This window comes from Lysinibacillus sp. FSL R7-0073, assembly GCF_038009065.1.
Taxonomy (GTDB): Bacteria; Bacillota; Bacilli; order Bacillales_A; family Planococcaceae; genus Lysinibacillus; species Lysinibacillus fusiformis.
Window position 1 is genome coordinate 1,406,927 of record NZ_JBBPAS010000001.1, and the last position, 21,006, is coordinate 1,427,932.

Annotated in this window: 17 protein-coding genes, 2 pseudogenes and 1 riboswitch; of the genes and pseudogenes, 14 read left to right on the plus strand and 5 right to left on the minus strand. The window is 34.5% G+C overall.

Annotation, left to right across the window (positions count from 1 at the left end):
* Positions 1-223: 223 nt before the first annotated feature.
* The 7 genes from MKY88_RS06690 to MKY88_RS06720 all read left to right on the plus strand — a co-directional run bounded on the left by MKY88_RS06690 (position 224) and on the right by MKY88_RS06720 (position 7,567).
* The gene (locus MKY88_RS06690; RefSeq protein WP_258268685.1) at positions 224-1,129 is read left to right on the plus strand and encodes an NAD(P)/FAD-dependent oxidoreductase; all 906 of its coding nucleotides are present in this window, start codon (positions 224-226) and stop codon (positions 1,127-1,129) included.
* 623 nt (positions 1,130-1,752) lie between these two features.
* Positions 1,753-1,930: riboswitch (cobalamin riboswitch) on the plus strand.
* 117 nt (positions 1,931-2,047) lie between these two features.
* Entirely contained in the window at positions 2,048-2,272 is a 225-nt protein-coding gene (locus MKY88_RS06695; RefSeq protein WP_031417836.1) for a glutaredoxin family protein, read from the plus strand.
* Positions 2,269-2,628 (plus strand): class Ib ribonucleoside-diphosphate reductase assembly flavoprotein NrdI, encoded by a 360-nt coding sequence (gene nrdI, locus MKY88_RS06700; RefSeq protein ID WP_340813231.1) that lies wholly within the window; start codon positions 2,269-2,271, stop codon positions 2,626-2,628. The genes MKY88_RS06695 and nrdI overlap by 4 nt, the downstream gene beginning before the upstream one ends.
* The gene (gene nrdE, locus MKY88_RS06705; protein WP_069480596.1) at positions 2,625-4,718 is read left to right on the plus strand and encodes a class 1b ribonucleoside-diphosphate reductase subunit alpha; all 2,094 of its coding nucleotides are present in this window, start codon (positions 2,625-2,627) and stop codon (positions 4,716-4,718) included. Before nrdI ends, nrdE begins: the two co-directional genes overlap by 4 nt.
* Positions 4,706-5,674 (plus strand): class 1b ribonucleoside-diphosphate reductase subunit beta, encoded by a 969-nt coding sequence (gene nrdF, locus MKY88_RS06710; RefSeq protein ID WP_025114203.1) that lies wholly within the window; start codon positions 4,706-4,708, stop codon positions 5,672-5,674. The genes nrdE and nrdF overlap by 13 nt, the downstream gene beginning before the upstream one ends.
* 11 nt (positions 5,675-5,685) lie before the next feature.
* A complete protein-coding gene (gene dut, locus MKY88_RS06715) occupies positions 5,686-6,123 on the plus strand; it encodes a dUTP diphosphatase (protein WP_069480597.1) in 438 nt (145 codons plus the stop codon).
* A 277-nt stretch (positions 6,124-6,400) separates the two neighbouring features.
* Positions 6,401-7,567: a glycoside hydrolase family 5 protein gene (locus MKY88_RS06720; protein WP_340814802.1), complete on the plus strand. Its 1,167-nt coding sequence runs from the start codon at positions 6,401-6,403 to the stop codon at positions 7,565-7,567.
* 159 nt (positions 7,568-7,726) lie between these two features.
* Here MKY88_RS06720 and MKY88_RS06725 read toward each other — a convergent pair whose 3' ends face one another.
* Both MKY88_RS06725 and MKY88_RS06730 read right to left on the minus strand, forming a co-directional pair.
* Positions 7,727-7,963 (minus strand): indolepyruvate ferredoxin oxidoreductase subunit alpha, encoded by a 237-nt coding sequence (locus tag MKY88_RS06725; protein ID WP_036124417.1) that lies wholly within the window; start codon positions 7,961-7,963, stop codon positions 7,727-7,729.
* Positions 7,963-8,478, minus strand: a complete 516-nt coding sequence (locus MKY88_RS06730) for a YwhD family protein (protein ID WP_328202577.1) — start codon at positions 8,476-8,478, stop codon at positions 7,963-7,965. The genes MKY88_RS06725 and MKY88_RS06730 overlap by 1 nt, the downstream gene beginning before the upstream one ends.
* 382 nt (positions 8,479-8,860) lie before the next feature.
* On the opposite strand from MKY88_RS06730, the gene MKY88_RS06735 reads away from it, so the two are divergent.
* The 3 genes and pseudogenes from MKY88_RS06735 to MKY88_RS06750 form a co-directional block, all read left to right on the plus strand.
* Positions 8,861-9,013 carry a hypothetical protein gene (locus MKY88_RS06735; protein ID WP_175422997.1) on the plus strand — a complete coding sequence of 51 codons (153 nt, stop codon included), beginning with the start codon at positions 8,861-8,863 and terminating at the stop codon, positions 9,011-9,013.
* 148 nt (positions 9,014-9,161) lie between these two features.
* Positions 9,162-10,217, plus strand: coding sequence for a Cfr family 23S rRNA (adenine(2503)-C(8))-methyltransferase (locus MKY88_RS06740; protein ID WP_069480599.1), 1,056 nt, complete (start codon positions 9,162-9,164; stop codon positions 10,215-10,217).
* 534 nt (positions 10,218-10,751) lie between these two features.
* Positions 10,752-11,330 (plus strand): annotated as a pseudogene (locus MKY88_RS06750) (aldo/keto reductase); the annotation flags it as partial.
* On the opposite strand, the pseudogene MKY88_RS06755 reads toward MKY88_RS06750, so the two are convergent.
* Positions 11,278-11,703 (minus strand): annotated as a pseudogene (locus MKY88_RS06755) (LysR family transcriptional regulator); the annotation flags it as partial. The pseudogenes MKY88_RS06750 and MKY88_RS06755 sit on opposite strands and share 53 nt — an antisense overlap.
* 533 nt (positions 11,704-12,236) lie before the next feature.
* Here MKY88_RS06755 and MKY88_RS06760 point away from each other — a divergent pair.
* Complete coding sequence (locus MKY88_RS06760; protein WP_193831314.1) at positions 12,237-14,714, plus strand: S-layer homology domain-containing protein; 2,478 nt, start codon at positions 12,237-12,239, stop codon at positions 14,712-14,714.
* A 91-nt stretch (positions 14,715-14,805) separates the two neighbouring features.
* On the opposite strand, the gene MKY88_RS06765 is transcribed toward MKY88_RS06760, so the two are convergent.
* Both MKY88_RS06765 and MKY88_RS06770 read right to left on the minus strand, forming a co-directional pair.
* The gene (locus MKY88_RS06765; RefSeq protein WP_328202570.1) at positions 14,806-15,933 is read right to left on the minus strand and encodes an acyltransferase; all 1,128 of its coding nucleotides are present in this window, start codon (positions 15,931-15,933) and stop codon (positions 14,806-14,808) included.
* Positions 15,934-16,245: 312 nt separating this feature from the next.
* Complete coding sequence (locus MKY88_RS06770) at positions 16,246-17,238, minus strand: NADPH:quinone oxidoreductase family protein (protein ID WP_328202567.1); 993 nt, start codon at positions 17,236-17,238, stop codon at positions 16,246-16,248.
* Between the two features lie 126 nt (positions 17,239-17,364).
* On the opposite strand from MKY88_RS06770, the gene MKY88_RS06775 reads away from it, so the two are divergent.
* The 3 genes from MKY88_RS06775 to MKY88_RS06785 all read left to right on the plus strand — a co-directional run bounded on the left by MKY88_RS06775 (position 17,365) and on the right by MKY88_RS06785 (position 21,006).
* A complete protein-coding gene (locus tag MKY88_RS06775) occupies positions 17,365-17,955 on the plus strand; it encodes a TetR/AcrR family transcriptional regulator (protein ID WP_069480604.1) in 591 nt (196 codons plus the stop codon).
* Positions 17,956-18,394: 439 nt separating this feature from the next.
* Positions 18,395-19,300: an arginase gene (rocF, locus tag MKY88_RS06780; protein ID WP_328202563.1), complete on the plus strand. Its 906-nt coding sequence runs from the start codon at positions 18,395-18,397 to the stop codon at positions 19,298-19,300.
* A 278-nt stretch (positions 19,301-19,578) separates the two neighbouring features.
* Complete coding sequence (locus MKY88_RS06785; RefSeq protein ID WP_258268108.1) at positions 19,579-21,006, plus strand: amino acid permease; 1,428 nt, start codon at positions 19,579-19,581, stop codon at positions 21,004-21,006.

Genomic DNA, 21,006 nt, shown 5'->3' on the forward strand with positions numbered 1-21,006 from the left:
ATAAATAGATATTATGGATATGTTAAGTCTTTAATTCAGACAAGCTAAACGTTATTTAAGCTTTGTCATCCTTATTGAGATAGCTAACATTAAGGTATCAATGACTCATATTTTGTTGGCTTAACAAATGAAAAAGATATCATACATATAATTTGCGATGTCTTTTGCCTTAATTACGGATATTAAAGGTCTGTAATGTATTGTGATGTGGAGGGAAATAATGATGAATAAATATGATTGTATGATTATAGGTGGAGGCCCTGCTGGGTTAAGTGCTGCCTTAACATTAGGAAGGGCGCGCAGAAAGGTTGTACTATTTGATAATGGAACAAATCGAAATCGTGTAACTCAGGAGTCACATGGCTTTTTAACAAGAGATGGGATAAAGCCACAAAAATTTAAGAATATCGCAAGTAAAGATATAGAATCCTACCCTTCTATAACAATGATGGATCAAACCGTCATCGAAATAATTAAAGATGATATAACTGGTTTATTTCTAGTCAATACTTCGGAAAATAAATCCTATGTATCTGAAAAAATACTGTTAGCTACTGGAATACAAGAGGAATTTCCTCTACCGCAAATCAGACAATATTATGGTAAAAGTTTGTTTAGCTGCCCTTATTGCGATGGTTGGGAGCTGAGAGACAAGCCATTGGCTATCATAGCAGAAAACGAGGAGCATATTTGTCATATGACGAAATTGGTTTTTAATTGGTCACAGGATTTAATCGTTTTTACGAATGGTCATCAACTTTCCGATAAGGTTCAAAATGATTTTGAACATAAAAAAATTAAGGTGTATACAAATGCTATTAAAGATTTACATGGAGATGATGGTAACTTATATAGTGTTGAATTAGAAACAGGTGAAAATATTTTAAGAGCTGGTGGATTTGTTGTGCCAAGTTTTTATCGTCCAAATAAATTTGCTAAACAGCTAAATTGTCAAGTTGATGAAAACGGATCAATTATGACTGATGGGGCTGGACGAACAACAGCAGCTGGAATATATGTTGCAGGTGAAACGGAAAAGGGTGGTCCCTCTTCTTTAATGATTGCTGCTGCGGAAGGATTTAAGGCTGCTTCAAGCATAAACATGGATATAACAATAGAAAGATTTTAAGTCAATGCTTAGCTGATGAGTACATGAAATTCATCAGCTATTTTTAATATGACTAGTCAAGCTGGAGGAGAATGAACTTGGTTATGTTATACTATAAATAAATATAGAATAACTAGAAAATGTACACATTCATTATAAATTAGTTTAAAAGGGAAGAACGGTTGGTTGCCTCTCACCTGTTTGTTGAGCACATATTAGTAGTCGGCGTTATGTTATGACGAAGGAAAATTTGTGATGATCGTAAGGGAGGAGTCCTACTTTAGACTCGTACAACGAAAAAATCTACGAGGATAGGATGTATGGAGTAGGGTGCATGATTTACATCATACTCATAGCTTAAGTCATAATTGCATCTTTACTGTAAAGGAAAGATGCCTTTTTTATGAATAAAATTTCTTTAGGGCAACGTTTTTAGGTAAATAAGCGACTATTATTTTACTTCCTATTTTTTAATAAAATAATGCTATCGCTTACATAGTTCTATTTTTATATAATTATGTTTTAGTTCTTTCGTTCAAGGTTATGTCAGAAAATACGAATAGTCTCAAATTGATGAACTTTTATTTCTCGATTTACTTTTTATATAAAGGATGGTACACTTAAAACTATCGAAAAACAATATATTGTGTTCGTTTTATGTGGGTACTACTATATGTAGTTTAATAGGGAAGTTCGGTACTATTCCGACGCTGTCCCCGCAACTGTAAAGCTGACGATGATTGTAACCACTGTGCATTCGCATGGGAAGGAAATCAGAGATTGAAGCAAAGCCAGGAGACCTGCCTATATAAAACAAATTTATCATTTCTTCGGGGATTAAGAGATGGGAACGTCAGTATTTTTAGTATGTTAACGTTTCCATTTAAGCTATCTCTCTAGTAGAGGTAGCTTTTTTATTTTATGAAAAGAGGGATTACTATGAAACTTTATACGAAAACAATCTGTCCAAAATGCCTTTGGGTAAAATCTGAATTACAACGAGCAGGACTTGAAGCAGAAATTGTTAATATTGATCATGATGAACAAGCTAAACAAACAATTATAGATGCAGGTTTTTTAAGTGTGCCTGTTTTAGAGGTGGATGAAACATTTATAGGCGATGTGCAGGAAATTGTTTCTCGTATTGAGATGATTACACTATGATCGTTTACGCTAGTCGTACAGGAAATGTCCGTAATGTAGTATCTAAATTAAGGGCAGAATCTATTGAACTCTCTGAGGAATTAAGCTTGAATAAGCCTTACCTTTTAATTACATATACAGATGGCTTAGGTGACATTCCAGCAAAAGTGCAACGTTTTTTAGAAAAAAACAGAGATTTTTGTAAAGGAGTAGTTGCTAGTGGCAATAGTAACTTCGGACATAATGTATTTGGCGGTGCTGGGGAGAAAATTGCTACTACCTATCATGTACCCTTAGTGAGGAAATTAGATTTACGTGGCAATCAAACAGATTATGAAGCAATACAAACGTTTTATGAAAAGAGGGTAATGGGATGAAAACATATTTAAAGCTTAATAATGACGTTCTGAATCGTTATAGTACAACGGGGCTACTAGAGTTAGAAAAGGACCGTGAGGCTACTCGCCGCTACTTTTTAGAATATGTCAACGTACGTTTACGTTATTTTATAGATATAGAGGAAAAAATCCGCTATTTAGTTGATGAGGGATACTACGAAAAGGATTTTATCGACTTGTACGAGATGGATTTTATAAAGAAGCTGTACAAAAAAGCATATGATTATAATTTCCGTTTCCCATCATTTATGAGTGCTAGCAAATTTTATGACAGCTATGCTATGAAAAGTCGTGATGGGGAAGAAATTTTAGAAAAATATGAGGACCGTATTGTCATTATTGCCTTGTACTTAGCACAAGGGAACACTGTACTAGCAAAACGTTCTGTAGAAGCGATGATGGAAGCCTATCAGCCTGCAACACCTACTGCCTTAAATAGTGGGAAAAAAGCCCGTGGTGAATTAGTAAGTTGCTTTAAATTATCAATGGATGACTCTATGAATAGTATTGCTGAAAATATTGGTTATTGTTTAGAGCTATCACGTCTAGGCGGAGGGGTCGGGGTCAACTTAACGGATTTACGTCCTTTGGGTGATCCAATTAAAGAAATACTAAATCGTGCAAGTGGTGTTATCCCAGTTGCAAAACTATTAGAAAACTCATTTAGTTATTCCAATCAGCTCGGTCAACGAAATGGCTCAGGAGTAGTTTATTTAAATATTTTCCATGCAGATATAGAGAATTTCATTTCATCAAAAAAACCAAATGCTGATGATAAAATTCGCCTCGCAACACTATCAACAGGAATAATTATTCCAAGTATATTCTTCGATCTGATGAAACGTGATAAAGATATAGTGTTATTTAGTCCATATGATATTTATAAAGTTTATGGTAAACGAATGTCGGAAATTTCAATTTCAGAAATGTACTATGAACTACTTGATAATCCTAAAATCCGTAAAATTAAACGTTTGAATGCGCGTAGACTCTATACTGAGGTGAAAAAAGCTCAATTTGAATCAGGTTATCCTTTCGAAATTTTTGATGATAATGTCAATGACGTACATCCACTAAAAAATATCGGTCGCGTAAAAATGTCAAACCTATGTACTGAAATCTTGCAAGTGCAAGAAACTAGTATCATTACAGATCAAGATCAACCGAACGAATATGGGTTAGATGTGTCGTGTAATTTAGGGTCAATTGATATTCATGCAGCGAGTAAAGTAAATGATTTTGAAACATTAATCGATACAGCTATGCACTTATTAACGAATGTGTCACAAATGACATATATTAAAAATGTCCCATCGGTGGCAAAAGCGAATCGATTAATGCACTCAGTAGGGCTAGGTTGTATGAATCTCCATGGACATCTTGTTACGGAGGGCATCATGTATGGCTCGAAAGATTCTATTGATTTCATGGATCGCTTTATGGAAGCAATGAACTATTATTCTCTTAAATCATCGATGGAAATGGCTAAAGAAAAAGCAGAAACGTTCTACCGATTTGAAGATAGCGATTATGCTTCAGGTAGCTATTTTGATCAATATGTAAATAAGAATGAGGAAGAGCTATCACCTGCTGTGTTAAAAGCACTTGGGAACATTCCAATCATCACTAATAAAATGTGGGAATTATTAAAGGAAGATGTAATGAAATATGGTCTATTTCATTCATATCGTTTAGCTATAGCACCAACTGGCAGTATTTCGTATATTCGTAGCTGTACGGCATCCATCTCTCCTTGTACAGAGCGTGTCGAGGTTCGTGATTATGCAGATAGTCGAACAATTTATCCAATGCCACATTTAACAAATGAAAACAGTCATTTATATGTAGAGGCATATGATGTGGATCCTTATGATTTAATTGATTTATACGCAGCTTCTCAAAAACACGTTGACCAAGGTATTTCAATGACTCTTTATGTCACTGACAATTGGACAACAGAACAACTAGCTAAAGTATACATTTATGCATGGGTTAAAGGGATTAAGTCCGTTTACTATGTTCGTCAACGATTACAAAGCTTAGAGGAGTGTGTAGCATGTCAAATATAGTGTATGAGGCAGTCAACTGGAACAAGGCAACAAGTGAACTTGCCCAAATTTTCTGGGACCAGCAATGGAAGCAAATTTGGTTTCCTGAAGAAATTGCAGTGAGTAAAGATATTAAACAGTGGAAAAGTTTTGAGCATCAGGACACGTATAAAAAAGTGTTTGCAGGATTAACTTTGCTTGATACCGTTCAAACGAATATAGGGATGAATCGTGTTGCTGCTTATACAGACGATCTACAGGAAAAGGCTGTATTAACCGTTTTTGATGCATTTGAGGCAATACATGCTAAATCATATTCTTATATATTTACAACGCTTTGTACAAACGAGGAGATAGACGAGCTCTTTGAATGGGTAAAGAAAAATGAATATTTACAATATAAGGCAAATAAAATTGCGGATATTTATAATAGTATTGAAGAAGGGGACTCTGAGAGCTTATGGAAAGCGATGTTCTCATCCGTTATGCTTGAATCTTTCCTTTTCTATTCTGGCTTTTTCTACCCATTATACTTAGGTGGACAAGGTTTTTTAAGAAACAGTGCTGAAATTATTTCACTCATTTTGCGCGACGAATCCATTCATGGAGTAGCAGTAGGTTTTTTTGCTCAAAATCTATATAAGCAATTTTCTAAAGAAAAACAAGAAGCTTTACAATTATGGGGTTATGAATTACTGCTGGACTTATACCAGAATGAAATGAAATATACAGAGGATATTTATGCGGAGACAGGATTATCGCCTGAGGTAAAAGCCTACGTGCGTTATAATGCTAATAAAGCCTTAATGAATGTCGGCTTTGAAGCCATGTTCCCTGAAGAAGAAGTGAATCCGATTGTCATGAATGGAATTCGTAATGAGGGCTCCACATATGATTTCTTTTCACAAAAGGGGGCTACCTATGCCAAAGCAAAAGTAGCGCCAATTACAGATGACACATTTAATTTTAATCGTTAGGATGAAGAACAATGAACGTAGAAGTAAAAATTAAAAGAATGCATGCAGATGCAATACTACCAATGCAAGCTAATCCTGGTGATGCTGGGATGGATCTCTATTCCATTGAAACTGTAGAGATACCCGCTGGTGGGACTAAATTAATTAAAACAGGAATTCAAATAGAATTACCTAAAGGAACGGAAGCACAAATTCGACCAAGAAGTGGACTAGCCTTAAAACATAGTATTACAGTGCTCAATAGCCCAGGAACAATCGATGAAGGCTATAGAGGGGAAATCGGTGTTATTTTAATTAATCATGGTCAAGATACGTTTTTAGTAGAAAAATCTATGCGAATTGCCCAAATGGTGATTCAATTTGTCCCTACTATTCAACTTCTTGAAGTCAACGAATTATCTCAAACGGTTCGTGGAACTTCTGGATTTGGAGCGAGTGGTACAAAATAAGATTAAGTTTTGAATAGGCCTATGTCAGGATTGAGTTTGGTATGTACTGAACTCAATCTTTTTTTTGATCCAATCAATTATATTCAAACAACCACTTAAATTGTCACATTCGTGTAACGTAAGTTCAGTAGAATTTACATGAGGTGATAATATGAGAGAAATAAATCATAGGAAAAGAATGAAAAATAAGTTCAACATGATAGTTTTCCTCTGGTGTGCTTTAATAGTCGTCTTTGCTACTGGCTGTAGTTCAGTGGAGCAAGAAGAGAAACAGGCAATGCCAAAGTTGCAAAATGATTTTTGGAATGAGCAAAGAAAAGGTACAAATTTTATGAACTCCACTTCTCTGCCAGAAAATTATGAAGAGGCTAATGAATTCAATATTGAATTTATTCGTTTAGCGCCTGATAAATGGGCAAAAGAAAGAGATTTTTTATTTGATGATAAACCTGATGCTAATTCTAATAAAGATTTTTTAATCGGCAATGCAGATCAGTATGAGGGAATTGTTGAAAATGATTTTAAGATGTTAAAAGAAGATTTAGATGCAGCATATGCAAGAGAATCAAAAGTTGTACTGACTGTTCTTAGTCTTCCGGGAAACCGTTGGAGACAGTTTAATAACTATGAAAATGATGACCGAATTTGGCAAGACTTTAAATATCATGAGCAAGCAGCGCTTTTTTGGAAAGATCTTGCCGTGCGTTTAAAAGAACATCCCGCAGTGGTAGGATATAACGTAATTAATGAACCACATCCTGAAACAGCTACAGGTTTTAATAATTTTTGGACAGAAGACTATGACAGATGGTACAACAAGGTAGAAAACACTCCAGCAGATTTAAATAGGCTTTATGGAACAATTGTAGATTCTATACGATCCGTAGATGCGGATACACCTATTATTTTAGATTCCGGTTTATTTGCTACACCATGGGCAATAAACTATTTAAAACCAATAGAAGACAATAATGTACTGTATGCTTTCCATATGTATGAACCGTATGAAATGACAAGCCAAAATCGAAAAAAAGGATTCACATACACTTATCCTGGTAAGGTCAAAGTCGGGAATGATCAAAAAGAAAAAATATTTGATAAAACTTCATTAAAAGATTTTTTAGAACCCGTTGCTGAATGGGCTGAAAAGCACAATATACCAAACAACCGAATTATTGCAGAAGAGTTTGGCATTAACCGAATGGTTGATGGAGCGGATCAATATATCAAGGATTTAATTGATATTTTTAATGATTATGGCTGGCACTGGGCATTTTATGCATTTCGAGAAGACACATGGGATGGTATGGATTTTGAATTAGGTAATAAACCTGTCAAGGAGGCATATTGGGATGCGCAGGCTAATGGAGAACTACCTGATAGAAAAGCAATAGAAGTAGATAATTCTATTTGGGATGTCCTGAAAAAAGATCTGAACAAGTAACATGGTTGTTCTTCGCTAAGATCAAATAGAAATTATATGTAGTAGTACAAACCATCGCTTGTACTACTTTTTTGCCTGACACACAGCGCTTTAAATCAGTACAACTTTCATCAATATCTAGATGTTGCCGTTGATAAAAGATAGTAAATTGCATGTCATTTAGTTTCGAAAATAGTTACGCGCTAGTAGAGTTGCAGAATTATATTCAGCAGGCAATTCATCCTCAAAAAAAATAGCCTCTACAGGGCAAACTAATTCACAAGCGCCACAATCAATACAAATATCAGGGTTAATGACATATTGGGTATCCGTATTCACAATGCAATTTACGGGACAGACATCTAAACAAATGGCTGCTTTTTCATCCCTACATAATTCTGTAATTACAAAAGCCATTATAAATCCCCCCATAATTGATGTTTTAATTCTTCAGGTGAGTGTGTCCAATACTGTTGATTAAATTCAGATAAAAATTGGGAAAGTAGTTTTTTTGATTTTGTATCGATATGATTTAGGAGAAATTTCCCTTTAAGTGCTTTATCTAAATAATTTACTTGCTCTGGCAACGATTTATAGCCAAGTTTAATGCGGCGTTCTTCTTTTGATACCCGTACTTCACTTGCGGTACATCCCGCATAATAAGGTCCATTTTCCCCTACCTGAAGAGCTACCCAAACGATCCAATACCGATTATAATCGTCACTAGCATGAGCTAAATCTGGTGAAAAACGCACTTTTTTTTCAATAATACTTCGCCCATGTAATGCTTCTAAGTCTATAAATACGTGTTCTTTTTCACCATCTATAATAATAGGCGTTACATTATTTAAATCAAGGGTACCTACTCCGTAGCCTCCATCTCCGTCTGTTGAATCATTACTTAAGATGGTAAAATGTATCTTTTCTTTCATAGAAAACACCCCCACACTCTTTTTACAACATTTACAGGTGTCGCAAATAGAAACAATTTATAGTATTAAAATAGCAAATTCATTACGTATAGCTTTTATAAATTAATCTAATTGAACGTTTTAGTAGTAATTTTTATACTATACGTAATGGTTGCCAAGGATTTCTCCTCATACTTTTTTAATTCAAAAGTATAACTGAAATATACAACTTATTATCCTTTGTTGTCTTCGGACTTACGTCTGAATTGTTATGAATTGGTAACTTATCTATATGCAGTGATCTTTTATTAATGAGGTTCACTTAAAATTTTATGGAACTTTACATATACTCAATTTTATGTTAAATTACTCCATAATAAATTTGACAAAGGAGGTACAAGCAATGTTGACTGTTTTTAGAATTTTGTTTGGTAAAAATGTAAAAATTGGAAATGATTTAGCAGACAAAGGGAGTAGTCTGTCCTTTTTTATGCTATACAAATATAGTTATCGGAGCTTTGCCTATTTGCCAATTAATTATAAGGTAATGACTTAGGATCCTTATTTATTTGAGCATATTTTTTATTTTAAGTTAGGCACCGATAACTCTATTGGTGCTTTTTTGTGTTTAATTTTTAATGGATAGACAACTCCTTTCTCTATACTCCTATAAAACTAGAGAGTCATAAGGAAGGATGAGAAAGATGCAATTAAAAGAAAGAAATAAGTATATAAGAATAAAAGACTTTTTAAGGGAACATGGTTACCCTAATTTCAGAATGAAACAAATATTACATGCTATTTTTAAAGAAAGAATAGGTAAGTTTCATGAAATGAATGTACTTCCTAAAACATTAAGAGAGAAGTTAGTTGAAGAGTTTGGGGAGACTATTTTAGATGTTGTTCCTTTAATGGACCAACATTCCGAGCAAGTTACAAAAGTCTTATTTGGCATTACAGGAGACGACAAAATAGAGACAGTAAATATGAAATATAAAGCAGGTTGGGAGTCATTTTGTATATCCTCGCAGTGTGGTTGTCATTTTGGTTGTAAATTTTGTGCAACTGGTGATATAGGTTTAAAACGCAACTTAACGTCAGATGAAATTACTGATCAAGTTTTGTATTTTCACTTAAAAGGACATGCCATTGATAGTATTTCTTTTATGGGGATGGGAGAAGCATTGGCTAATGTACAAGTTTTTGATGCTTTAAATGTACTGACAAACCCAGAGTTTTTTGCCTTAAGCCCTCGCAGGTTATCTATTTCAACTATAGGCGTTATTCCAGGCATTAAAAAAATGACTCAAAACTATCCACAAGTCAACTTGACGTTTTCATTACATTCTCCTTTCAATGAACAGCGAAGCAAGTTAATGCCAATTAATGAACGCTACCCATTAATAGATGTAATGGACACATTAGATGAGCATATACGGATGACCTCAAGAAAAGTTTATATTGCTTACATTATGTTGCCAGGAGTTAATGATTCTGTGGACCATGCAAAAGAAATTGTAAATCTTTTAAGAGGTAGGTATAAAGGAGGGAAATTGTTCCATGTAAACATCATTAGATATAACCCAACTATTAGTTCTCCTATGAGGTTTGAAGAAGTAAATGAAAATCAGGTTGTAAACTTCTATAAAGAATTAAAGTCAGCGGGTATTAGTGTTACGATAAGAAGTCAATTTGGCATAGATATAGATGCTGCTTGCGGGCAATTGTATGGAAATTATCAAAAAAACAACATCCAATAAATGTAGGTGAGAGTAATGTATAGAACGTGGGAAGTACCGTAATAGCCTATTACAATATAAAAAATAAATTTGAATGATAAAAGAGTAAAATGGCACGTGGGTTTAGTGAAAATAGAAATTGTTAAAGTGGAAGATTATGTTGTCTTTAAAAGTTTTTAGTAGAGATAATGGCTGTTATAAGATTGCCCTCACTAACGCATCACCGGAGCAATAGAATTTTCGAGAGATATTTTATGTAAATTGGCTGTCTTAGAAAGTAAAGAACTAAAGGAATGGTATGATTTATTTAAAAAAGGATTTATTGTTTAATGGTCATCAGGTTACTATTAAAATTTGAAAAGTCATTTAATATGCAATTCTTCTATAACTTTAAAATAATAATATAGGAATAACCTTCTACATCTAAGGATAGTAGGAGGTTATTTTTTCCTTTGATGTTATATATTTTTTATATTAATCCATAGTTAATAATATATTATCCGTTATAATACATGGCTTTTATAATGAAGATGCCATATAAAAGGAGGGTCTAGTATGGAGTTTAATAAATTTGGCAATGGTGGGTTATCCATCAGTAAGATTGCCTATGGAAACTGGATAAATCATGGCGGAAAAGTGAATGAGGAGATGGCACATGCATGTGTAAGAGCAGCATTAGATGTTGGTATTACAACATTTGATACCGCTGATGTTTATTCAGACACGAAAGCAGAGGAAATACTTGGTCGCTCATTACAAGGTGTGAGGAGAGAGAGCATTGAACTATGTACGAAGGTGTGCCATCCGACTGGTAATGGGCCAAACGATAAAGGTTTATCTCGAAAACATTTTCTAGAAAATTGTCATGCTTCTTTACGTCGGTTACAAACCGACTATATTGATGTCTATTATGCACACAAGTACGATACAACTACTCCTCTCGAAGAAACGATGTTAGCATTCTCAGATCTTGTAAGACAAGGTAAAGTACTTTATATCGGTGTAAGTGAGTGGACGGCAGAACAAATCACTAGGGCTGCAGCTCTTGCACGAGAATTGCATCTTCCTCTCATCGCTAGCCAACCACTCCAATATGAATTTGTTTTTCATAGAGTGCTGCAAATTGCTGTTCTGTTGTCATTTCACGTAATGTAAGATGAACTTGAGGAAAACGTGTTCTAAATTTATTAAGGATTTTTATAACGATTTCTGTTGAATCGACAAAACCAATGATTAAGCTCCCATTTCTCTCTTCAGTTTCTAGTTGTGTTTCCTCTATTGTTTTTTCATGAGGGTTTGCCTAAAAATCATTGTAAAAATATCTTCCCTGCATCCGTTAGCTCAACCATTCTCCTTGACAGATGAAAAAGTTAACGTCCAGCTCTTCTTCTAATTTACGAATTTTTTGGCTAAGGGAAGGTTGTGCCATCCGAAGAAGTTTTACTGCACGACTAAAATTCAAATCTTCTGCCACCATTATAAAATAGCGCATCTTTCTAATATCTATTTTCAATCACCCCTTCTAAAAACGATATATTATTAATAGGAGAAATAATGATTATAGTTAATTTTAACAATTTATATTTTATTAACATAGAATTTAAACTGTTAAAGCTTTACATTTATAAAGCTATATAATTCATCAAACATACTATTATATCAAAAAAATAAATGGAATCCAAAAAAAGGAAATAAAAGTTTCCAGCTATAAATAAATGTTTTTATCTGCATTTTGTCTTCGTTTCTCTAATTATTGGGAATTAGTTATGTAATAATTACCTATGTAACCAATTTAGTATTAATATTACCTTATTTTTAGCGTTTATTTATTGGTAATGTAGTTATATTATTGTCTTGTAAAGCAAATTTAAGATTGATTGGTATTTTTCATCATGAAAAATTTTGAAGGCTGCTTTATCCATAACTATTTGTAATTATTATTTGAGAGAACGTATTATACATATCATTAAAATTTAATAGAGCGGTAATATTGTTCTCACAGAATAATATAATTTATTTGAATTCTGGAGGAATATTAAAATGACGAAACAAAACAAAGGTCGTAAATTTTTCGTAACTACTGCTACAGCAGCACTTGTAGCATCAGCAATCGTACCGGTAGCATCAGCAGCTGAATTTAATGATGCTAATAGTATTTCATCATGGGCAAAAGAAGCGGTACAGTTTTTAACTGACAAAGGTTTCATCCAAGGTGATGAAAAAGGAAACTTCAACCCAGCTGGTACACTTACTCGTGCTGAAGCTGCTGAAATTTTATCAAAAGCATTAGACTTAAAAGCTACTGGAACAGAAGATTTTACAGATGTAAATGAAAATGACTGGTTCTATAATGCAGTGCTTGCTACTTCACCAGAATTATTTGACGGTATGGGTAATGGTAAATTTGAGCCGAAAGCACAATTAACAAGAGAACAAGCTGCTAAAGTTATCGTTCAAGGTTATCAATTAACTGGTAAAGCAGACCTTAGCCAATTCTCAGATGCTTCTAAAGCTTCTAAATGGGCTGTATCTTACTTAGAAACAGCTGTTGAAAATGGCGTAATCAATGGTAAAGGATCATTATTAGCGCCACAAGATAAAATTAGCCGCGAAGAATTCGCTACTATGGTAAAACGTACAATTGATGCAGTTAAAGAAGTAACACCAGCAGTAGAATCTGTAAAGGGACTTAATGCAAAAGAATTTGAAGTGAAGTTCAACACAGCTGTTGATGCAAAAGATGCTGCTGTAACAGCGAAATATGCTATTGACGGTGTAACGATTACGAATGCAAAAGTATCTGAAGATGGTATGACTGTTACTTTAACAACTGATAAAGAAATTAAATTAACAAATGGTAAAGTGACTGTAAACCCAATCAAAACAAAAGCAGATGCAAAAATTTTAACTGAAGAGTTTAATAAATTAATCACATTTGCTGATACAACTCCTGTAAGCGTAAATTCTGTTGAAGCAAAAGGCACAACAGCAGTAATCACTTTCGATGAGCTTGTACAAAGCGAAGGAACAGTAAGCTTAAATGGTACTGAACTTGCTAAAGATCGATATACATTATCTGGAAAAACATTAACAATCAAAGGTTTAACTGCTGAACAAACTTATAAAGTAGATATCGTAGGTGCAACTGACTTCGCTAATAATATCGCTAATCCGATTGCAGTGAACTTCACGGTTCTTAAAGCAGACGTTGATAATTCTAAACCAACTGTTTCTACTGCAGTGAATGGCACAGAAATCACGTTTGATTTCTCTGAAGAATTAATGAAGCAAAATCTTGATGCAGATGCTGGTGCTACTGCTGAAGAATATGCAAAAGTAACAGTTGGTTCTACTGTCTACTACTTAAAAGATGCTGATATGAAAGATACAGAGGATAAAACTGTATTTACTATTGATGCAAAAGCTGCATTAGGTACAGCTACATTCATTAATGCGGACGTTAAAGTAGAAGGACAAAAAGATTTAGCTGGTAATGCTGGAGATGCATTTGAGTTCAAGGCTATTCTATCTAAAGATTTAACGCCTGCTACACTTGTATCTGCTTCTACTAAAATGTTAGTAGCTGACGATGTTAATGCTACAACTGATGTAGATGCTCTATACCTTACTTTTAGCGAACCAGTAAAAGTAGATGGTAAATTAACAGTTAAAACTCAAAATGGTATTGCTTACACTACTGGAAAAGAAACAGCTGTTAAAGCAGATGCTGGTTACGATGTAGATGGTAACGGTAAAATTGAGGGTGCAGAGAAAAACACTGTGAAAGTGGACATTGATTTAGATAGTAATTCAACATATACATTTGAAATATCTGCTAAAGCAGTTGCTGATTTAGCTGGCAATGTAACTGCAGATACAATCACATTCAATGTGACAACTGGCACGTATGAAGCTGCACCTGAAACTACTACAGATTCATTAGTATTTGGAGTTACACCTGTTGTAGTAACAGATAACAATGTATTCACAGTTGAGTATGCTGCTGATGTAACTGCAACAGCAACAAACGCTTCTAACTACACACTTGGAGGAAAAGAGCTACCTGCTGGCACTCAACTTCAATTTGTGGATGGTACTAAAAAAGTAAGATTTACTTTACCAGAAGGTTCTATTACTGCAAATGGTAATTATGTATTTGAAGCTAAAAATGTAGTAGATACAAAAGGTAACACTCTTAAAAATGGGAAAGCTACAACTCTAGTAGCTCTTAAAGAAAATATTGTGCCTGTAGCTTCTAAAGTAACAGTAGTAGATAGCAAAACATTTACAGTTGACTTCACTGAAAGTATTGCTGATCAAGCTACACCAACAGGTTTAACAGTTAAAATTGCTGGCTCAACTGTAGAAATTGCTTCAGCTGCTGTAGCTAATGGTAAATTAACTGTGACAACTAAAGCTGACTATGCTTTAACTGACAGCATTGTAGTTGAATTTAAAGCAACAAACCTTGTTGATGCAAATAACAACAAAGTAAAAGACGGTTCAGTTTCAAAATAATTAAGCTGATCATTTAAGAAAGCCTTGTGGACGATTTCCACAGGGCTTTTTTGTTAGTCCACATAGTTTCTACTATTATAATAGTCAACATTTATTTATAAGGAAACTCTTTCGGAATAGGACCGAATGCAATCCAATGATATTTAATATATTTTCCCACCAAAAACACCACAATCCACGTAACAAATAGAGCAACAATAAAACCTCCCACACTCCAAACATGAAATAAGAGACTATTGCCATTTACAGGAATTAGACGATAAAGGAAGAGGAAAAAAGGATGCAATAGATAAATGCCAAATGATAGTGTGCCTAGGTTAATAAGGGCATTTACAAAGGCTTTTTTCCCTCGATCATAGATCCAGAAAGAAAACTGTAACAATACCATACAGGCTGTTAAAGATTGTAGCTGAAAGACTAGTTCAAACACGATACTGTTGGCTAAATAACTTTGGGATGAGTAAACAAAATAATATAGATAAATATTATAAATAGTAGAAAATAACCAAATAGCCCAAATGAAATATATAGAAACAGGAAAGTTTTCTTTTGTTAGCTGGAGCCATCGTTTATACTTTTCAAAATAAATCCCTAAAAATGCACCAGCTAAGAAATAAAGGATATAAGAGAATGAGATACTCCCTCTGTAAGGATACTGCCAAACCTCAGCATTTAATTGGATAAAAATCCATTGAAGAGCTAGTCCTATCCATATCAGGTGAGGTGATAGGGCAGGTTTTTTCTTTAAAATATATAAGAATAACGGGAACAATAGATAGAACTGCACCATAATAAATATATAGTATAAATGAGTATATGCTTTTCCAATTAATAGTTTCTCAAGAAATTCAACACTAAAAAGGGCGTGCCATGTTAATGAAAAATCGTGCGTCACATAAAATTGCATGGTCGCATAATAAAAAACGGAAAAAAAGAGATAGGGAATAAGTATTTGGGTGACTCTTTTTTTATAAAAACGAACAATCAGTTTTTTTGTGAAATCCTTTTGTATATAGTTGTAAAATAATACAAACCCACTTAAAAAAATAAAAACAGGGACAGCGAATTTGGGGAAAATATTGAAAAATACATAAATGGAGTAGAGTCTTGATTCACTGGACAAAGCTGATACTGGTGTACTAGTAGAATGGATAAGAAGTACAGCTAGTATAGCTAAGGCTCTAGTAATATTTAATTCATCAATATGTGCTCGTTTCATATGATCATCTCCAAAAATAGTTGATAGTTTTTGAGTTCCCTGAATTTAATGCTCATATACATTAATGGTATGTTTGGGAACACGAATTTAGACAATTTTTTATAAAGCTTGTCCAGATACCTTACTAGAATCAACTAGTGATACGTTCATGGCTTACTATAAAGAGCTTTTATATCAGGCGGATGTCCAAATAATAAAAAAACCACCATGCCGATGCATAGTAGCTTGAAATAATGACAGTAGTATTTTAAAAGCCTTCCTACATTCATATGTAAGAAGGCTTTCGTTCACGCTTTTTATAGGAGTATCTATTTATAATTTCACAAGGAATCTACCTCTTGCTTGACCTTTCAGTAACATAGGTAAAACATTTGGAAGTTGTTGTAATGTTACCTCCTGATGAATGAAGCTTTCAAGGATTGCTGGTTTAAAATCAGTCGCTAAACGATTCCATATTTTCAATCGTACATCCATCGGACAATAAACAGAATCAATTCCAAGTAAATTCACGCCTCTTAAAATGAAGGGGAAGACACTTGTAGGAAGGTTTGTTCCTGCTGTTAATCCACTGCTAGCAACCGCACCTCCATACTGAATTTGGCTTAATAAAGAGGCAAGTGGCTCTCCTCCAACAGAATCGACAGCTGCAGCCCATTTTTGTTTGCCTAACGCTCTAATTTTCCCGTCAAATACCTCTCCACGATCTACAATTGAAGTGGCTCCAAGGTTATTCAAGTATTCATGTTCTGAATCTTTTCCTGTACTTGCTTCTACTTGATAACCTAGTGTTGAAAGAATCGAGACAGCAAAACTACCTACACCACCAGTTGCACCCGTAACAAGGATTTTTCCTTTCTCAGGATTAATGGCATTTTCTTCGAGTCTTTGGATCGACAAAGCAGCTGTAAATCCGGCTGTTCCAATTATCATCGCCTCTTTGAGAGATAGACCGCTTGGAAGTGGAACAATCCATTTAGAAGGGATACGAGCGTATTCACTAAATCCTCCAAAGTGGGCTACGCCAATTTCATAGCTTGTTGCAATTACCTCGTCACCTTCACGAAAGCGAGGATCTTCAGAGGATACAACAATCCCAGCTAAATCAATACCTGGTACGAAAGGATAGGAAGTAACGATTTTACCATCCGGTATAGTTGCCAAACTGTCTTTATAATTAATGCCAGAGTAGCTTACTTTAATTAATACCTCACCATTCGGAAGATCATTTAAAGTAAGATCATTAACTTTCACTGTAAAATTTTCATCTTGATTGACTACCAACGCTTTAAAGTTTTCTAATGTCATCGTAAACATCCTCCTACAATCTAATTCCATTAAACAGTATCAAAATTATTCTGACCGGTCAACATAAAATTGGAAAATGCACTCTGTTCATGTATAATGACTTGTATCAAGTCATTGGAGGCTTCTATGAAAAAGAAAGAGGAAGAACGAAAGAAACAAATTATGAAAGCAGCCTTTGATGCTGTTTCAAATTTAGGCTATGATAATGTTACATTACAAGATATTGCCAATCATGCAAATGTTTCGAAAGGTGTAGTTCACTATTACTTTACGAGCAAGCAAAACATATTATTAGAATTACTGGAATCCACAACAAACAAAATCTACAGTTTTGAAATAAAAGAAATTGCGAAATACGAGACGGCTATAGAAAAACTTCATGCCTATATAAATGCTGTTTTTGTATCCCCTCAAGACAATAAAAAATTTTACAGAGTGTATTTAGATTTTTTAGCCCAAGCGAATGGAAATGAAGCGTATAAAAAAATAAACTTAAAATTTTATGAGAATTGTTGGGGGATTGGACAAGAAATTATTGAGTTAGGACAACATGAAGGCGTGTTTTGTGAAGATATGGATTCCTTCGCAAGTGCAAAAATGGTGAGGGCGATGATTGATGGTTCCTTGATACAATGGTTAACCGATGATTTAGAAGAACAGCATCAATATTATAAAGAAACATGTTTGAATAGTATTTTAAAATTATTAAAAACTTAGAAGTTTTAAAGCCTTATTAGCTATGACATAGGGCTTTTTTTTGTCCAAAAATGACAAGTAATCTCCTAAAGCTATTTTAAATAGAACTTTTGGTAGTATACAAAAGAGCTCCTAACCTAAACAAAATAGTATATATTTTCAATATTATGTCATTAAATAGTATTAAAACCTTAAATTACATTGAAAATTTTCGAAAAAAACAATAAAAAAAGAATAGTTTTGCTGTTTCCTTTTTGAAATTTCTGACAATAAATGATGTAAAATTGTAAAATATTGTTTTTGTATTCATTGTTTTGGTGTTTATGCATTCATTTATGCATGATAAAATCTATGTTTTTAATAATCCAAACTGTATAAAAATTAAAAATAATGTCGAGTTGAGTCAATTTTTCATTTTCTTTATACTGTGAAAGTAATTATTGGAGAGGAGAAAATTATCATGCGCAAAGAAGTTACAATTATTGGGGTGCCAATGGATTTTGGACAAACGAGAAGAGGAGTTGACATGGGGCCGAGTGCAATTCGATATGCCGGGCTAACAGATCGACTTGAGGGTCTTGGATATTCGATTCAGGACGAAGGGGATCTGACTATCGAACTCGTTAATAAAGATGTAGAAATAGAGGCAACAACTAACTTAAAAAATTTAAAAACTGTAGCTGATGCTAATGACAAGCTTGGTCAAAAAGTAGATCATGTTATTTCCTCAAAACGCTTTCCTTTAGTTTTAGGTGGAGATCATAGTATTGCCATTGGTACATTAGCAGGTGTTTCCAAACATTATGAGAATCTAGGCGTTATTTGGTATGATGCCCATGGTGATTTAAATACAGGTGAAACATCACCTTCAGGTAATATTCATGGAATGTCTTTGGCAGTAAGCTTAGGACTTGGTCATCCGGCACTTACTAGTATTGGTGGCTATGCACCAAAAGTTAAGCCTGAAAATGTTGTTATTATTGGGGCACGTGATTTAGATCCAGGTGAGAAACAACTAATTAAGGAAATTGGCATTAAGGTGTATACGATGCATGAAATCGATCGTTTAGGCATGACGACAGTAATGTCTGAAACGATTGAATATTTAAAGGAACGCACTGACGGTGTCCATTTATCTTTAGATTTAGATGGCCTTGATCCGAATGATGCGCCAGGTGTAGGAACTCCAGTGGCAGGTGGTATTAGCTACCGAGAAAGTCATCTAGCTATGGAAATGCTATCGGAAGCAAATATTATTACTTCTGCAGAGTTTGTAGAGACAAACCCAGTTTTAGATAAATATAATAAGACAGCTATTGCTGCCGTAGCTTTAATCAGCTCACTCTTTGGCGATACATTACTTTAAGCAAACGATTGGGAAGATGAATGAGCCTATAAGGAAGAACTTTTTTAATAAAATTAGGTCGCCACAACCGAATATTAGAAAATTGCTCTCCCTAATTATAGTTTACAATAGAACGAATTAATGCTCTAGACTAAACGGGAACTTTTATTTGTCAGAAAATTGACTGTTCACAAAATAGATTAAATTTTATAAATCAAATCTATTGATATTTCTACTAGTTACCTATTTGCACTTACAAAAGTAAGTGCTTACAAGGTAATAGCATAAGGGGTTTTTTTATGGCATCAGAACAATATGAATTAAAAAGAAGTATGAAAGCTAGACACTTGTTTATGATCTCACTTGGGGGATGTATAGGAACGGGGTTTTTCCTTGGATCAGGTTTTACCATTAATCAAGCCGGACCAACGGGTGCCATTCTTTCTTATTTAGTAGGCGGATTAGTGATGTATCTAACGATGCTTTGTTTAGGTGAATTATCAGTGGCTATGCCAGTATCTGGTTCATTTCAAACATACACGACGAAATTTATTGGTCCTGCTACTGGCTTTGCTGTTGGCTGGCTCTATTGGTTAGGCTGGGCAGTAACTGTTGCCCTTGAATTTTTAGGCGCTGGACAACTTATGCAAAGATGGTTTCCTGAATCGCCAGTATGGATGTGGTGTTTAATTTTTGGGGCCTTGCTCTTTTTATTAAATGGTTTATCAGCAAAGGCATTTGGTGAAGCAGAGTTTGTCTTTTCTAGCATTAAAATTTTGGCCATCATTATGTTCCTAGGAGTTGGGGGAGCAGCTATGTTTGGCTTGATCGATATGAAGGATGGAACGGAGGCCCCATTCCTTACTCATTTTTATGAGGGTGGACTATTTCCAAATGGTGTAACAGCATTGCTCATAACGATGATTACTGTGAATTTTTCATTCCAAGGGACAGAGTTAATTGGTATTGCTGCAGGGGAAAGTGAAAATCCGGAAAAAACGATTCCTAAATCTATTAAACAAACCGTATGGCGTACGCTTTTCTTCTTTGTTCTATCTGTGGTTGTGCTTGCAGGTATGATTCCTATGGATAAAGCGGGAGTTGTTGAAAGCCCTTTTGTAGTTGTCTTGGATAGTATAGGAATACCTTATGCGGCAGACATCATGAACTTCGTTATTTTAACAGCTTTATTATCGGTTGCAAACTCGGGTCTATATGCAGCAACGCGTATGTTATTCTCTCTTTCCGTTGAAAAAATGGCTAGCCCAGTTTTAGGGAAGGTTAATAAAAGAGGGATTCCTATGAACGCATTATTAATAACACTTGCTGTAGCTGGATTATCACTTTTGTCTAGTGTTTTCGCCGCAAAAACAGTTTTTGTTTGGCTTTTATCGCTAGCAGGTTTAGGCGCTCAAATAGGCTGGATTGCAATTACGGCATCACAAATCGCCTTTAGACGATCCTATGTACGACAAGGTGGAAAAGTGGCGGATTTAAAATTCAAAGCTCCACTTTATCCAATCATTCCAATTATCGGTTTAGTAGCAAACTGTATTGTTATGGCGAGCTTGGCATTTGATCCATCGCAACGATTAGCACTTTATTGTGGTGGAGCATTCTTTATTGGCTGTTACATTGTTTATTACTTAAAAGTGAAGAAGACTAAGGCGATAAAAATAAGCCAACAAGAAGTACAGTTAAAATTAGATCAAAAAATGTATCTTTAA

Bases quoted from the DNA above. Each gene is read 5' to 3' on its own strand.
- MKY88_RS06690 (WP_258268685.1), top strand. From the start codon at position 224: ATGAATAAATATGATTGTATGATTATAGGTGGAGGCCCTGCTGGGTTA.
- MKY88_RS06695 (WP_031417836.1), top strand. From the start codon at position 2,048: ATGAAACTTTATACGAAAACAATCTGTCCAAAATGCCTTTGGGTAAAA.
- nrdI (WP_340813231.1), top strand. From the start codon at position 2,269: ATGATCGTTTACGCTAGTCGTACAGGAAATGTCCGTAATGTAGTATCT.
- nrdE (WP_069480596.1), top strand. From the start codon at position 2,625: ATGAAAACATATTTAAAGCTTAATAATGACGTTCTGAATCGTTATAGT.
- nrdF (WP_025114203.1), top strand. From the start codon at position 4,706: ATGTCAAATATAGTGTATGAGGCAGTCAACTGGAACAAGGCAACAAGT.
- dut (WP_069480597.1), top strand. From the start codon at position 5,686: ATGAACGTAGAAGTAAAAATTAAAAGAATGCATGCAGATGCAATACTA.
- MKY88_RS06720 (WP_340814802.1), top strand. From the start codon at position 6,401: ATGCCAAAGTTGCAAAATGATTTTTGGAATGAGCAAAGAAAAGGTACA.
- MKY88_RS06725 (WP_036124417.1), bottom strand. From the start codon at position 7,963: ATGGCTTTTGTAATTACAGAATTATGTAGGGATGAAAAAGCAGCCATT.
- MKY88_RS06730 (WP_328202577.1), bottom strand. From the start codon at position 8,478: ATGAAAGAAAAGATACATTTTACCATCTTAAGTAATGATTCAACAGAC.
- MKY88_RS06735 (WP_175422997.1), top strand. From the start codon at position 8,861: ATGTTGACTGTTTTTAGAATTTTGTTTGGTAAAAATGTAAAAATTGGA.
- MKY88_RS06740 (WP_069480599.1), top strand. From the start codon at position 9,162: ATGCAATTAAAAGAAAGAAATAAGTATATAAGAATAAAAGACTTTTTA.
- MKY88_RS06760 (WP_193831314.1), top strand. From the start codon at position 12,237: ATGACGAAACAAAACAAAGGTCGTAAATTTTTCGTAACTACTGCTACA.
- MKY88_RS06765 (WP_328202570.1), bottom strand. From the start codon at position 15,933: ATGAAACGAGCACATATTGATGAATTAAATATTACTAGAGCCTTAGCT.
- MKY88_RS06770 (WP_328202567.1), bottom strand. From the start codon at position 17,238: ATGACATTAGAAAACTTTAAAGCGTTGGTAGTCAATCAAGATGAAAAT.
- MKY88_RS06775 (WP_069480604.1), top strand. From the start codon at position 17,365: ATGAAAAAGAAAGAGGAAGAACGAAAGAAACAAATTATGAAAGCAGCC.
- rocF (WP_328202563.1), top strand. From the start codon at position 18,395: ATGCGCAAAGAAGTTACAATTATTGGGGTGCCAATGGATTTTGGACAA.
- MKY88_RS06785 (WP_258268108.1), top strand. From the start codon at position 19,579: ATGGCATCAGAACAATATGAATTAAAAAGAAGTATGAAAGCTAGACAC.